The organism is Streptomyces sp. NPDC020731 (assembly GCF_044334705.1).
Classification (GTDB): Bacteria; Actinomycetota; Actinomycetes; order Streptomycetales; family Streptomycetaceae; genus Streptomyces.
Map to the genome: position 1 here is coordinate 218,823 of NZ_JBIRTN010000005.1, position 13,827 is coordinate 232,649.

Annotated in this window: 8 protein-coding genes; 6 read left to right on the plus strand and 2 right to left on the minus strand. The window is 73.3% G+C overall.

The annotated features are described in order from the left end of the window. Window positions 1–21: 21 nt before the first annotated feature. Complete coding sequence (locus ACH4VX_RS10005) at window positions 22–1,146, plus strand: GuaB3 family IMP dehydrogenase-related protein (RefSeq protein ID WP_398366856.1); 1,125 nt, start codon at window positions 22–24, stop codon at window positions 1,144–1,146. A gap of 310 nt (window positions 1,147–1,456) precedes the next feature. On the opposite strand, the gene ACH4VX_RS10010 is transcribed toward ACH4VX_RS10005, so the two are convergent. Then, window positions 1,457–2,665 (minus strand): nucleotide sugar dehydrogenase, encoded by a 1,209-nt coding sequence (locus tag ACH4VX_RS10010; RefSeq protein WP_398366857.1) that lies wholly within the window; start codon window positions 2,663–2,665, stop codon window positions 1,457–1,459. A gap of 272 nt (window positions 2,666–2,937) precedes the next feature. Between ACH4VX_RS10010 and ACH4VX_RS10015 the strand changes: the two genes are divergently transcribed. Then, on the plus strand, window positions 2,938–4,644 hold the full coding sequence (locus ACH4VX_RS10015; protein WP_398366858.1) for a glycerol-3-phosphate dehydrogenase/oxidase: 1,707 nt from the start codon (window positions 2,938–2,940) through the stop codon (window positions 4,642–4,644). A 25-nt stretch (window positions 4,645–4,669) separates the two neighbouring features. On the opposite strand, the gene ACH4VX_RS10020 is transcribed toward ACH4VX_RS10015, so the two are convergent. Continuing rightward, window positions 4,670–5,764: a serine hydrolase domain-containing protein gene (locus ACH4VX_RS10020; RefSeq protein ID WP_398366859.1), complete on the minus strand. Its 1,095-nt coding sequence runs from the start codon at window positions 5,762–5,764 to the stop codon at window positions 4,670–4,672. Window positions 5,765–5,936: 172 nt separating this feature from the next. Between ACH4VX_RS10020 and ACH4VX_RS10025 the strand changes: the two genes are divergently transcribed. The 4 genes from ACH4VX_RS10025 (at window position 5,937) to ACH4VX_RS10040 (ending at window position 13,776) form a co-directional block, all read left to right on the plus strand. Then, window positions 5,937–7,991 carry a protein kinase gene (locus ACH4VX_RS10025; RefSeq protein WP_398366993.1) on the plus strand — a complete coding sequence of 685 codons (2,055 nt, stop codon included), beginning with the start codon at window positions 5,937–5,939 and terminating at the stop codon, window positions 7,989–7,991. 153 nt (window positions 7,992–8,144) lie between these two features. Then, a complete protein-coding gene (locus tag ACH4VX_RS10030; protein WP_398366860.1) occupies window positions 8,145–10,703 on the plus strand; it encodes a protein kinase in 2,559 nt (852 codons plus the stop codon). A gap of 159 nt (window positions 10,704–10,862) precedes the next feature. After that, entirely contained in the window at window positions 10,863–12,470 is a 1,608-nt protein-coding gene (locus ACH4VX_RS10035; protein WP_398366861.1) for a protein kinase, read from the plus strand. An 82-nt stretch (window positions 12,471–12,552) separates the two neighbouring features. Further along, window positions 12,553–13,776: a serine/threonine-protein kinase gene (locus tag ACH4VX_RS10040; protein WP_398366862.1), complete on the plus strand. Its 1,224-nt coding sequence runs from the start codon at window positions 12,553–12,555 to the stop codon at window positions 13,774–13,776. Window positions 13,777–13,827: the final 51 nt, after the last annotated feature.

A 13,827-nucleotide genomic window follows, 5' to 3' on the forward strand; every position in this document is an offset into this window, starting at 1 on the left:
CATCAGGGAAAGGCCACAGACGTGACTGAGATCGAGATCGGGCGCGGCAAGCGCGGCCGCCGGGCGTACGCCTTCGACGACATCGCCGTCGTCCCCAGCCGCCGTACGCGGGACCCGAAGGAGGTCTCGATCGCCTGGCAGATCGACGCCTACCGCTTCGAGCTGCCGTTCCTGGCCGCTCCCATGGACTCGGTCGTCTCCCCGGCCGCCGCGATCCGCATCGGCGAGCTCGGCGGCCTCGGCGTGCTGAACCTCGAGGGCCTGTGGACGCGCTACGAGGACCCGCAGCCGCTGCTGGACGAGATCGTCGGCATGCCCGCCGAGGCGGCCACCCGCAGGCTTCAGGAGATCTACGCCGCTCCCATCAAGGAGGAGCTGATCGGGCAGCGCATCAAGGAGGTGCGCGACTCGGGCGTGGTCACCGCCGCCGCGCTCTCCCCGCAGCGCACCGCCCAGTTCTCCAAGGCCGTCGTGGACGCGGGCGTGGACATCTTCGTCATCCGCGGTACGACGGTCTCGGCGGAGCACGTCTCCGGCGCGCACGAGCCGCTGAACCTGAAGCAGTTCATCTACGAGCTCGACGTCCCGGTGATCGTCGGCGGCTGCGCCACCTACACGGCCGCCCTGCACCTGATGCGCACCGGTGCGGCCGGCGTGCTGGTCGGCTTCGGCGGCGGCGCCGCACACACCACGCGCAACGTGCTGGGCATCCAGGTGCCCATGGCCACCGCGGTCGCCGACGTGGCCGCCGCCCGCCGCGACTACATGGACGAGTCCGGCGGCCGGTACGTGCACGTGATCGCGGACGGCGGTGTCGGCTGGTCGGGCGACATCCCCAAGGCGATCGCCTGCGGTGCGGACTCCGTGATGATGGGCTCCCCGCTGGCCCGTGCGACGGACGGTCCGGGCCGGGGCAACCACTGGGGCATGGAGGCCGTCAACGAGGAGCTGCCGCGCGGCCAGAAGGTCGACCTCGGCACGGTGGGCACGATAGAGGAGATCCTCACCGGCCCGTCCCACACCCCCGACGGCTCGATGAACCTCTTCGGCGCCCTGCGCCGCGCGATGGCCACGACCGGCTACAGCGAGCTGAAGGAGTTCCAGCGCGTCGAGGTGACGGTGGCGGACTCGCAGCACCGGCGGTAGGTCCCGGGCGGGCTTTCGTACGGCACCGAGGGGCCGGTCACCTGGTGGGTGACCGGCCCCTTTCGCATGTCCGAGCAGGGCGCGGGGGCGCCCGTAGTGCTCAGGGGGCGCACCTTGTGGATTCACGGATGGTGAGCAGCCGCTCCTGCGAGAGAGCAGGGGTGGACACCCGGTTCGCCCTTCAGGAGCCTGCCGCAGTGCCCTCCGCAGTGGGCTCCACCTGTTCTCTCCACCTGTTCTTCTGCCGTACCCGTGTGACACCCCGCCCACCACCGGCCCCGTGGCACGGCAGCCCTCCGCGCGCCCCCTCTCACAACCGGTGCGCCGCCCCCGTAGGGGTGGCCCCCCGCGTGTCCAGCATCAGCTGGGCCTTCACCGACAGGCCCTGGAGGTCGTACGTGCGGTGCTGTTGGAGGAGGATCGTCAGGTCGGCGTCGGCGGCGGCCTCGTAGAGGGAGTCCGCGCGGGGTACGGGCCGGTCGAGGACGTTCCAGGACGGTACGTGCGGGTCGTGGTAGCTGACGGAGGCGCCCAGCTCCATCAGCCGGACCGCGATCTCCTGGGCCGGGGAGCCCTGCTGGTCGGCGAGGTCGGGCTTGTAGGTGACGCCGAGGAGCAGTACCCGCGCGCCGCGCGCGGACTTGCCGTGCTCGTTGAGGAGGGCGGCGGCGCGCTGCACGACGTAGCGCGGCATGCGGCTGTTGACCTCCTGGGCCAGTTCCGCCATGCGCAGGGTGCGGCCCGCGTGGGCGGTCAGGTCCTGGGAGAGGGCATGACCGCCGACGCCGGGGCCGGGGCGGAAGGCGTGGAATCCGAAGGGTTTGGTCTCCGCGCATCTGAGGACGTCCCACAGGTCGATGCCCAGGTCGTGGCAGAGGGCGGCCATCTCGTTGACGAGGGCGATGTTGACGTGCCGGAAGTTGGTCTCCAGGAGCTGCACGGTCTCCGCCTCGCGCAGGCCGCGCGCGCGTACGACCTTGTCGGTGATGCGTCCGTAGAAGGCGGCGGCCGACTCTGTGCAGGCGGGGGTGAGGCCGCCGATGACCTTCGGGGTGTTGGCGGGGGTGTGGTCCCGGTTGCCGGGGTCGACCCGGCTGGGGGAGTGGGCGAGGTGGAAATCGTGTCCCGCGCGGAGACCCGACACCGATTCGAGCAGGCGCAGCAGGGGCCCTTCCGTCGTCCCCGGGGGCACGGGGGACTCGAGGATCACCGTGGTGTGCGGGCGCAGCCGCGCGGCGAGGGTGCGGGCGGCCGTCTCCACCTGGCCCAGATCCAGCCCGCCGTCCGCGCCGCGCGGCGTCGGCGCGCAGATGACCGCGGTGCGCACCCGGCCGAGCTCGGCGGCGTTGGCGGTCGTACGGAAGCCCTGGGCGAGCATGCGGCGCTGTTCGGCGGCGCTGAGGGAGCCCTCCTCGGGGCCGGTCCGGTACCCGATGGTGGAGATGCCGGCGGCGACGGCGGCCTGGGCCAGGGGCAGGCCGTACGGGCCGAGTCCGATGACGGCGAGATCTGCGGGCATGGCGTGGGCCGTCCTTCCCAATAACCGGAGTGCGACAGGTGCGCAAGCCCTGTGGACTGGACAGGCGAGCGCAATGTCAGACTAGGAGTAAATATGACCGATATGCGGGATTGATCGGCTGAGTTTCGGTGAGTCGTTCCGCGGGGTTGTCCACAGGCCGGGGGTCCGTGGTGGCTGAATTCGGGCAAGCCGGTCAGAATTTGGGCATGAGGGTGGGGACCGGGCTTCGCCCGACGGGTGCGGCCGATGCGACCGATGAGCGGGAGGCAGCGGTGAGGACAGCGACACTGGGACCGGCGCAGCGCGCCGAATCACTCGCGTCCATGGCCGAGCGCGAGCTGGACGTGCTGGTGGTGGGCGCCGGCGTGGTCGGTGCGGGTACGGCGCTCGACGCCGCGACGCGCGGCCTGTCCACGGGCCTGGTCGAGGCGCGTGACTGGGCGTCGGGCACGTCCAGCCGGTCCAGCAAGCTGATCCACGGTGGCCTGCGCTACCTGGAGATGCTCGACTTCGTGCTCGTACGGGAGGCGTTGAAGGAGCGCGGCCTGCTGCTGGAAAGGCTCGCTCCGCATCTGGTGCGCCCGGTGCCGTTCCTGTACCCGCTGCAGCACAAGGGCTGGGAGCGGTTGTACGCCGGAGCGGGCGTCGCGCTGTACGACACCATGGCGATGGCCCGGGGGCGGGGGCGAGGCCTGCCCGTGCACCGCCACCTGACCCGCCGTCACGCCCTGCGGGTGGCACCCTGTTTGAAGAAGGACGCGCTGGTCGGAGCCCTGCAGTACTACGACGCCCAGATGGACGACGCCCGGTTCGTGGCGACGCTGGTACGCACGGCGGCGGCGTACGGCGCGAAAGCCGCCAACCGTGCGCGGGTCACGGGGTTCCTGCGCGAGGGCGAACGCGTCGTGGGCGCCCGGGTGGAGGACGTCGAGGGCGGCGGCGAGTACGAGATCCGCGCCAAGCAGATCGTCAACGCCACCGGGGTGTGGACCGACGACACGCAGGCGATGGTCGGCGAGCGCGGCCAGTTCCACGTGCGGGCCTCGAAGGGCATCCACCTGGTCGTCCCCAAGGACCGCATCCACTCCACGTCCGGGCTCATCCTGCGCACCGAGAAGTCCGTGCTGTTCGTCATACCCTGGGGCCGGCACTGGATCGTGGGCACCACGGACACCGACTGGGACCTCGACAAGGCGCACCCGGCCGCGTCCAGCGCGGACATCGACTACCTGCTGGAACACGTGAACTCGGTGCTCGCGGTGCCGCTGACGCGGAACGACGTGGAGGGCGTGTACGCCGGACTGCGGCCGCTGCTCGCCGGTGAGTCGGACGCCACGAGCAAGCTGTCCCGCGAGCACACCGTGGCGCATCCCGTACCGGGGCTCGTCGTGGTGGCGGGCGGCAAGTACACGACGTACCGGGTCATGGCCAAGGACGCGGTCGACGCGGCGGTGCACGGACTCGACGTCCGCGTCGCCGACTGCGTCACCGAGGACACGCCGCTGGTCGGCGCCGAGGGCTACCACGCGCTGTGGAACGCGCGTGCGCGCACAGCCGCGCGCACCGGACTGCACACGGCACGGGTGGAGCACCTGCTGCACCGGTACGGCGCGATGGCGGAGGAGGTCCTGGACCTCATCGCCTCGGACCCCGCGCTGGGCGAGCCGCTCCGGGGGGCCGACGACTATCTGCGCGCCGAGATCACCTATGCCGCCTCGCACGAGGGCGCACGGCACCTGGACGACGTGCTGACCCGGCGCACCCGCATCTCGATCGAGACGTTCGACCGGGGGACACGCAGCGCCCGTGAGGCGGCCGAGCTGATGGCGCCGGTGCTGGGCTGGGACAAGGACCAGATCGAGCGCGAGGTGCGGCACTACGAGAAGCGGGTGGAGGCCGAACGGGAGTCGCAGCGGCAGCCCGACGACCTGACGGCGGACGCGGCACGGCTGGGAGCACCGGACATCGTGCCGTTGTAGTCGCGCCGCGGGCCACCGGCCCGAATCACTCGAACGGGTGGCGGGATCCGGGATCCCCGTTCGGGACCCGGCCGTTCCAGGAGGTGCGAGGGCAGAACTCGGCCGCGAGCACCGCGGGCTCGAGACCGGGATCCGCCATCGACTCCGTGTTCACGCGGAAGGTGAGGACACGCCGGCCGTCGACCGTGGCTGCGGTGCGCACGTAGCTGCCGGAGATGCGCCCGTTGTGCCCCCACACCGTGGTGCCGCACGGAAGCGTCACAGGAAACAGGCCCATGCCGTACGAGCCGTGTGCGGTGCGGGTGTCGAGCATCTCGCGCAGCCGGCGCGGGGGCAGCAGTTCACCGCCGAGCAGGGCCCCGTAGAAGCGGTCCAGGTCGGCGAGCGTGGTCACCAACTCGCCCGCGGCGCCGGCCACCCGCGGGTCGAGCCGGGTGACGTCGGTTCCGTCGGACGCGTAGGAGCGGCCGTGCGGCGAGGGCAGAGAGGTCCGGGAACCCGGGAAGGAGGTGCCCGTCAGGCGCAGCGGAGCGATGATGCGGCGCTCGGCCTCGGCGGCGTACGAGCGGCCGGTGACCTGTTCGACGACCAGGCCGAGCAGGACGTAGTTGGTGTTCGAGTAGGAGAAGCGGCCGGGGGCGGCCGGGGGGTGGGTGAGTGCGATGCGTACGGCCTGAAGAGGGGTGACCGGCACGGTGCCTCGCGTGTCCGCGGAGAAGTCGTGGAGGCCGCTGGTGTGGGTGAGCAGGGAACGCAGGGTCAGCGCGCGGCCGTCGTTGCCCGCTCCCCGCACCAGGCCGGGCAGATGCTCCTCCATGGTGTCGGACAGGGACAGGCGGCCTTCGTCGGCCAGTTGCAGGACGACCGTGGCGACGAACGTCTTGGTGATGCTGCCGGCGCGGAAGTGGTCGGCGCGCCCGATGCCCGGACCGGCGTCGGCGTAGCGGGCGCCGGTCTCCTCCAGGGCCAGCAGGGCCGCGGCCGGGGCGCCACCCCGCGTGACCAGGAGCGGAAGGAGCACATCCGTAGGCGGGACGGCCGGTGCCGAGGAAGCGCTCGGGGCCAGGGCGAGCAGGGCCAGGGACATAGGAACGGCCAGTAGTGTCCGAAGCGGCGGCATCCCGGTCCCTCCCATGTCGGGGGCCCATCATGCAGGGCGGGGGAGCGCGTCCGCCCCCCCGGGTGCCGTGTGCGCCGGGCCCGGTGTGCGGCCAGAGGCACCCTGGGCGTCGACCACTTGTCGGGTGAGGGACAATGAAGGCTCTGTCAGGGCGGGTTGCATGAGGGGACGCATGTCGGAGGCGGAGCGGGCGGGGACATCCCGTCAGGACAAGAGCGCACGTCTCCTCGCCGGGCGGTACCGGCTGGGAGATGTGCTCGGCCGCGGCGGCATGGGCACGGTGTGGCGGGCCCAGGACGAGACCCTGGGGCGGACCGTCGCCGTCAAGGAGCTCCGCTTCCCGTCGAACATCGACGAGGAGGAGAAGCGGCGGCTGATCACGCGGACGCTGCGCGAGGCCAAGGCGATCGCGCGGATCCGCAACAACAGCGCCGTGACCGTCTTCGACGTGGTCGAGGAGGACGACCGGCCCTGGATCGTGATGGAACTCGTCGAGGGCAAGTCGCTCGCCGAGGCCATCCGGGAGGACGGCCTGCTGGAGCCGCAGCGCGCGGCGGAGGTCGGCCTCGCCGTCCTGGACGTCCTGCGCTCCGCGCACCGCGAGGGCATCCTGCACCGTGACGTGAAGCCGTCGAACGTGCTGATCGCCGAGGACGGCCGGGTCGTGCTCACGGACTTCGGCATCGCCCAGGTCGAGGGCGACCCGTCCATCACCTCGACCGGCATGCTGGTCGGCGCACCCTCCTACATCTCCCCGGAGCGGGCCCGCGGGCACAAGCCGGGGCCGGCGGCCGACCTGTGGTCGCTCGGCGGGCTGCTGTACGCGGCGGTGGAGGGCACGCCGCCGTACGACAAGGGATCCGCGATCGCGACGCTCACGGCGGTGATGACCGAGCCGCTCGAGGAGCCGAAGAACGCGGGACCGCTCAGGGACGTCATCTACGGGCTGCTCACCAAGGATCCCGCCCAGCGGCTCGACGACAGCGGCGCCCGGGCCATGCTGAACGCGGTCGTCAACGCGCCCGCGTCCAAGGGGGCCGGGGAACCGGCGGACGCGACGAAGGTCGTGCCGCTGCCCGAGCAGCCGGACGCCGGGGGCAGGCGCGGCGAGGAGGCCGGGGAGAAGCTGCGGGGCGCGTTGCGTTCCGTGCGGAAGGCGGTGGCGGCCGGCTCGGCCGGTGCCGCCGCGGCGGCCCGCGCCAAGTCCGGCAGCGGCAGTGCCGCTTCGGCCGCCGGACCGGCCGCGGGAACCAGGAGCACGCCGGCGGGTGCCTCCGGGGCGCGGCCCGGCGCGGCATCGCCCTCCGGGGCGTCCGCGAAGCACGCCGCGAAGCCGGCCCAGGCGTCCGGCTCGGGCGCGCAGGGGACCGCGCGGCAGAAGCCGGCCGCCGGTGGCCGTAGTTCGGGCTGGCCGGTGATGACGCCGCCGGACCTGCCGGCGAGGGCCGTGCCGCGGGCGCCGCTCACCGATGTGGTGCCGCGGCGGACGCTGATCATCATCGCGGTGGTCGTGGTGCTCGCCGTGCTCGGCACCGTGCTGGCCCTCACGCTCGGCGGCGACGACGAGGGCGACAAGGGGACCAAGGGCAGTGGCGGCGCGACCGTCGCCAGTGGGGCCCCGAGCGCCGACACCAAGGGCGACGGAGGCGACGGCACCCGCACCGACGGCACGGCCACCGAATCGGCGGGCACGGGAGCGGGTTCGGCGACCGCCACCGCGGGTGCCGGCGGATCGGCCGAGGACGAGAAGGACAAGGGCAAGGACGGGACCGAGGAGGAGGACGGCGGCGGTACGTCGGCGGCGGAGACGTACAACGGGAACCAGGGGTACTCGATCGGGCTGCCCGAGGGATGGAAGTTCCAGTCGACGGGGGCCGCCGGGGACCGGTTCACCGGGCCGGACGGGCAGAAGCTGCTCATCGGCTGGACGACCACACCGAAGGACGACCCGGTCGCGGACTGGAAGAACCAGGAACGCGCCATGGTGCGCGCCCAGTACCGGCGCATCCGTATAGAGGCGGTGGAATACCGGGGCTGGAACACGGCCGACTGGGAGTTCACCTACGTGGAGAGCGGGACCAAGTACCGGTCCGTCGACCGGGGGACCGTCGTCGGTGACCGGCTCGGGTACGGGCTGATGTACACGGCCAAGGCCGCCGACTGGGGCAGCGACCAGCGCAAGGACACCTGGCAGACGCTGACGAAGACGTTCCGGCCGAAGTCCTGAGCATGACCGGTCCGCGGAATGGGGAGTCAGATGTGGCATCCCCTCTCTGCGGGTTGCCTCCGGCACGTATCGTGAATGCTTGCGGACCGTACGCAGCCGGAACGGCCCGCCGGGCGAACGGAACCGACCGACCGTAGTGCCGGGGGAGGCAACGTGGACGACTATGCGGGACGGGTTCTCGCCGACCGCTACCGCCTGCCACTGCCGCCCTCCGACGAGTACGAACTGACCGAGACCCGCGCCTTCGACACCTACAGCGGGCAGGAAGTCCTGGTCAGGCAGGTTCCGTTGCCGGAGGTCGTCGAGGCCGAGGTGCTGGACGCGGAGGGGCTGCCCGACGGTTTCACCGCCCGTGACGGGGGTGCGCGGCGTGGCGGATCCGGGCCCGTGTCCGCGCGCGGGGGCACGCGGCGGCCCGCCGACCCGGTCGTGCGGCGCGCGGTCGAGGCCGCGCAGGCGGCGGCCGCCATCCCCGACCACCCGCGTCTGGACCAGGTCTTCGACGTGTTCGCGGAGGGCGGTTCGCTGTGGATAGTCAGTGAACTCGTGTCCGCGCGTCCGCTCGCCGCCCTGCTCGCCGAGAAGCCGCTGTCCCCGTACCGGGCGGCGGAGGTCGCCTCCGACGTCCTGACCGCACTGCGGGTGCTGCACTCCCACGGCTGGGTGCACCGCAACATCACCGCGCGCACGGTGCTCGTCTGCGACGACGGCCGGGTGATGCTCACCGGCCTCGCGGTCGGTGCGGCCGAGGAGACACTGTGCGGGTACGACCCGGTGCCCCCTCCGGACGAGGAGCCGGGACAGGCGGCGGGGGCGCTCGAGGCCCTGGGGCCGGTGGCGCCCGCGGGCACGCCGGAGGCCGGGCGCGGCCCGTCCTGGCCGCCCGGGTTCACCGCCGACCCCGACCCCGATGCCGCGCGCCGGGCCGCCATCGAGGCACGGGCCGGCCGGATGTCCGGCGGTGGGGCGGACACGGCGGGCGGTCTCTCACCCGTGGCGGCCCCCAAGGCCCTCGACAGCGCGGGCGACGTGCGGGCGGCCCGCGCGGGGGCGATCGCCGCGTACCGGGCGGGCACCCGTGCCGCCGCCCGGGTGCAGGAGGCCCAGCAGAACGGCCGTGCCGCCCTGCCCGGCGCCCGGCCCGCCCCCGGGAACGGCGGTCCGGTCCCCGCCCCGCAGCACAGCAACGGCTCCGCGCAGCCGCCGTATGTCTCCCGGCCGGGGGACGAGGGCGCGGGCACGACGGCCCCCGCGATCCCGCCGGGACAGATAGCCGACCCCTACGGGGTGGGCGCCACCGGCCGGCACGGGGCCGCACCCCGTACGGGCAGTGGCAGCGGACGCACCGCCCCCGGCACACCCGCAGCCCCCGCGGCCCTCGAACCGGCGGCCGGCGCCGTCCCGCCCGCCCGCTGGGACGACCTGGTGGCGCATGCCCCCGCGCGCCGCGGCCCGACCACCGCGCTGGCCGCCGAGCGGGCGCGGCAGGCGCGCATGGCCGTCGTCGGGCCCGTGACCGAGCGGTGGGCGCCGGAGCAGGCCGGGCCCGTGCACGAGAACTGGCAGCTGGCCGCCCCGATCGGCCCCGCCACCGACCTCTGGGCGCTGGGCTCCCTGCTGTTCCGGGCCGTACAGGGACACGCGCCCTACCCGGAGGAGTCGACGGCCGAGCTGGTGCAGATGGTGTGCGCCGAGCCGCCCGCGTTCGCCGAGGAGTGCGGGCCGCTGCGGCCGGTCGTGGAGTCGCTGCTGCGCCAGGACCCCACCGAGCGCCTCGACTTCGAGGAACTGCGCGGCTGGCTGCGTTCGCTGGTGCGCTCCGCGCCCGAGCCCGAGGCGGGTGTGCACGTCATAGCGGCACCGCCCGCCGACGCGAGCAAGCTGCCGGTCATACGGCGCCGGGGCGAGCTGGTGCGCAGGCGCCGCGCCGGGCTTCCCGCGCACCACGGGCGGCACAAGCGGGCCAGACAGGACGCCGGTTCCCCGCGCCGGCTCGGCCGCACCCTGCTTCTGCTGGTGCTGCTCGCCATGGCGGCGTTGATCGCGTACGCGATGCTGTTCATGCCGAAGTCCGGTGAGAGTGAACCGGGTTCGGCCGACCGCACCGGAGCCGCCGGTGGGGTGAGCCCCGCACCGAGCCCGTCGGCCGCCGGCGGGGAACCGGGAGAGGGGAAGAACTCCCCGAAGCCGGAGGACACTTCCGAGGACGGCTCCAAGGAGTCGGCCGCCTCCGCCGAGACGCAGACCACCGGCCCCGAGGTCGCCGACGGCTTCACCCTGGCCAAGGACCCGGAGGGTTTCCGGGTCGCCGTCGCCGAGGGCTGGCAGCGCACCGCGAAGAACGGCAGCGGCCAGGTCGTCTACGCGAGCGGTGACTTCGAGCTCATCGTCGTACCGGGCCGGGACAGCGCGAAGGCGTACGGCAGCGACCCCATGGCCTATCAGCGGGACGACGAGCGCGAGCTGCAGCCCTACCGCGACTCCAGCTGGGCCACCTCCACCGGTCTGAGGACCATCGAGGTGGGCGGACGGACCATGGCCGAGGGCCAGTTCACCTGGACGGGCAACAGCGGCGAACTGTACGTCCGCAACCTCGCGGCGCTGATCGACGGCCGCTACCACGTGGTGCAGGTACGCGGACCGGACGCCGAACGGGACGAGGTGACACGGCTCTACGAGCAGGCCGTGGCGACCTACCGGTTCACCGGCTGAACGACCGACTCCACGCGGACGCAGGGGTTTTGGTTGCCTCCCAACCCATACAGCGACAACTGTCACAGTGCGGTCTCCATGGCACCCCCTCGGTTCCCAGGACGCGCCGGGGTACTTACGCTGGCCCTGTCAAGACCATTGCGGGGCAACGTGAATCAGATGCAGGGCTCGCTCGTCGCGGGCCGCTACCGGCTCGGCGAATCCATCGGGAGCGGTGGCATGGGCCGGGTGTGGCGCGCCCACGACGAGGTGCTGCACCGGGCCGTCGCCATCAAGGAACTGACAGCGGCGCTCTACGTCTCCGACAGCGAACAGGCCACGCTGCTGGCACGCACCCGCGCGGAGGCGCGGGCGGCCGCGCGGATCAACCACTCCGCCGTCGTCACGGTGCACGACGTGCTGGAGCACGACGGCCGGCCGTGGATCGTGATGGAGCTGGTCGAGGGCCATTCGCTGGCCGACGCGGTGAAGGAACAGGAACGCGTCGACCCCCGCGAGGCCGCGCGCATCGGCCTGTGGGTGCTGCGCGCCCTGCGCGCCGCGCACGCCGCCGGCGTACTGCACCGTGACGTCAAGCCCGGCAACGTTCTCCTCGGCCGGGACGGCCGGGTGCTGCTCACCGACTTCGGCATCGCGCAGATCGAGGGCGACACGGCCATCACCCGCACCGGCGAGGTCGTCGGCTCGGTCGACTACCTCGCGCCCGAGCGGGTCCGCGGCCACGATCCCGGCCCCTCCTCCGACCTGTGGGCGCTCGGCGCGACGCTGTACACGGCGGTGGAGGGCAGATCGCCGTTCCGCCGCACCTCACCGCTGACCACGATGCAGGCGGTCGTCGAGGAGGAGGCCGAGGAGTCACGGCACGCCGGCCCGCTCGCGCCCGTCATCAGCGCGCTTCTGCGCAAGGATCCGGCCACCCGCCCCGACGCGGACCGGGCCGAGCAGATGCTCGCCGAGGCGGCCGAGGGACGCCGGCCGCAGGCGGCACAGGAGTACGTGCCGACCCGGGCCGTCGACGCCCATGCGCCACTGCCGTACGAGACCGCGCCGGAGGCGGTCCCGCGCTCCCCGCAAGGCGGTCCCACGGCCGTTCAGCAGCCGTACCCGCCCGCCGCCGTCGCACCCCGTCGGCGGGTGCGCGGGCGGGTGATCGCCCTGGTCGTCGTCCTGGCGGCGATCATCGGCGGGGGAACCGCGGTGATGCTCCAGCAGGGGGACCGCGGCGGCACCACGGCCGGCCCCTCCCCGACCACCACGCCCAGCCCCACGAAGACGGGGGAGACCGAGTCGCGGGGAAGCCTCCCGGAGGGCTGGGTGCGCCGCAGCGACCCCTGGGGCTTCAGCATCGTCCTGCCCGGTGAGGACTGGGAGCGCGAGGTCTTCGACGAGGAGACCCGGCAGGTCGACTACACGCCCGACGGCGGCAAGCACTTCATCCGCGTCGCCATCGACGACTCGCCCGACTTCGACGACCCGTACGAGCACCTGAGCGATCTGGACCAGCAGATAGGGCAGCGCCTGGTCGGCTACCAGCGGATCGGTCTGGACCGCCGCGTCTACCGGGACCGCGAGAGCGCCCGGCTGGAGTACGGGTGGACCGCGCTGGCCAAGGACACCGAGTTCCCGGGGCCGCGCCGGGCGATCGACCAGATGTACCTCTCGCGGGACGGCATCGAGTACGCCCTCTACATGTCCGGGCCGGCCGAGGACTGGGCCACGACCGGCGGGCAGTTCGAGACGCTGCTGAAGGGGTGGCGCGAGCCCTGACGCCCGCGACGGGCGCGGATGCGCGCCGCTTGGCCGAATCGCCGTACCGGAGGGGACACATCCGGTGGGGCATGATGGGCCCATGGGGACCGACGGGGACGCCGAGAACGCGACCGCCAGGACCAACGGCCGCCTCATAGCGGGCCGTTACCGCGTGGAGGCGAGGCTCGGGCGCGGCGGAATGGGGGTGGTCTGGCGGGCCACCGACCAACTGCTCGGACGGGGTGTCGCCGTCAAGGAACTCCCCCTCGACGAGACGCTCTCCGCGGCGGACGCCCGGCGGCAGCGGGACCGCACCCTGCGCGAGGCGCGCGCCCTGGCCCAGTTGAGCCACCCGCACATCATCGTCGTCCACGATGTCGTCGAGGACGACGAACGCCCGTACATCGTCCTGGAGCTGATCGACGGGCCGTCCCTCGCCGACCGTGTCGCCGAGCAGGGCCCGGTCGACGCCGCGGAGGCCGCGCGGATCGGCATCGACCTGCTCGGGGCGCTGCGCGCCGCCCACGCGGCCGGTGTGCTGCACCGCGACCTCAAGCCCGCCAACGTCCTGCTGGAGAACGGCACCGGCCGGGTCGTCCTCACCGACTTCGGCATCGCCCGGGTGTCGGGTTCCACCACGCTCACCGAGACCGGCTCCTTCGTCGGCTCGCCCGAGTACACCGCCCCCGAGCGGATGTCCGGCGCCAGGACGGGACCGGAGTCCGACCTGTGGTCGCTGGGCGCGCTGCTGTGCGCGGCGCTCAGCGGCGAGTCGCCGTTCCGGCGGGACTCCCTCGGCGGCGTCCTGCACGCCGTCGTGGTCGACGAGATACGGCCGCCCGTCGAAGCAGGACCGATTCTTCCCGTGGTGCGCGGCCTGCTGGAGCGCGACCCCGACCGCCGGCTGGACGCGGACCGGGCCGAACGGATGCTGCGGGCGTTCCGGGAGACGGGCCGTACGCCGGAGTCGGCGCCCCCCGGACTGCTGCCGCCGGACCGGGACGCGCCCCGGGACCCGGCTCGCCGGCGGTCCCCGGTGCGGCGGGAGGAAGCGGGCGGGAGGCCCGAGACGCGTCCGGTCCGGCGGCAGCCCACGAGGGGTGCGCTCGTCGCCGCGCTGGCGGTCGCCGCGATGGCGGGAGCGGGGGTGTCCGCGGCGGCGCTGCTCCTGCAGGACCGGGGCGGCGACGGGGGCGGTACGCCGGCGAGTACGGCGCCGGGGACACCCGCGGGCGAATCGCCCTCCAGGTCCCCGAGTCCCTCGGCCAGCCCCGCACCGGCCGACTCCTCGGTCCGGTCGCATAGCCCCGTAAACGGGAGATAAGTCCCCGCGAGAGTCACGGGTCTGTGACCGGTCGGCATCCGCAGTGGATAC

Bases quoted from the DNA above. Each gene is read 5' to 3' on its own strand.
- ACH4VX_RS10035 (WP_398366861.1), top strand. From the start codon at position 10,863: ATGCAGGGCTCGCTCGTCGCGGGCCGCTACCGGCTCGGCGAATCCATC.
- ACH4VX_RS10025 (WP_398366993.1), top strand. From the start codon at position 5,937: ATGTCGGAGGCGGAGCGGGCGGGGACATCCCGTCAGGACAAGAGCGCA.
- ACH4VX_RS10020 (WP_398366859.1), bottom strand. From the start codon at position 5,764: ATGCCGCCGCTTCGGACACTACTGGCCGTTCCTATGTCCCTGGCCCTG.
- ACH4VX_RS10010 (WP_398366857.1), bottom strand. From the start codon at position 2,665: ATGCCCGCAGATCTCGCCGTCATCGGACTCGGCCCGTACGGCCTGCCC.
- ACH4VX_RS10040 (WP_398366862.1), top strand. From the start codon at position 12,553: ATGGGGACCGACGGGGACGCCGAGAACGCGACCGCCAGGACCAACGGC.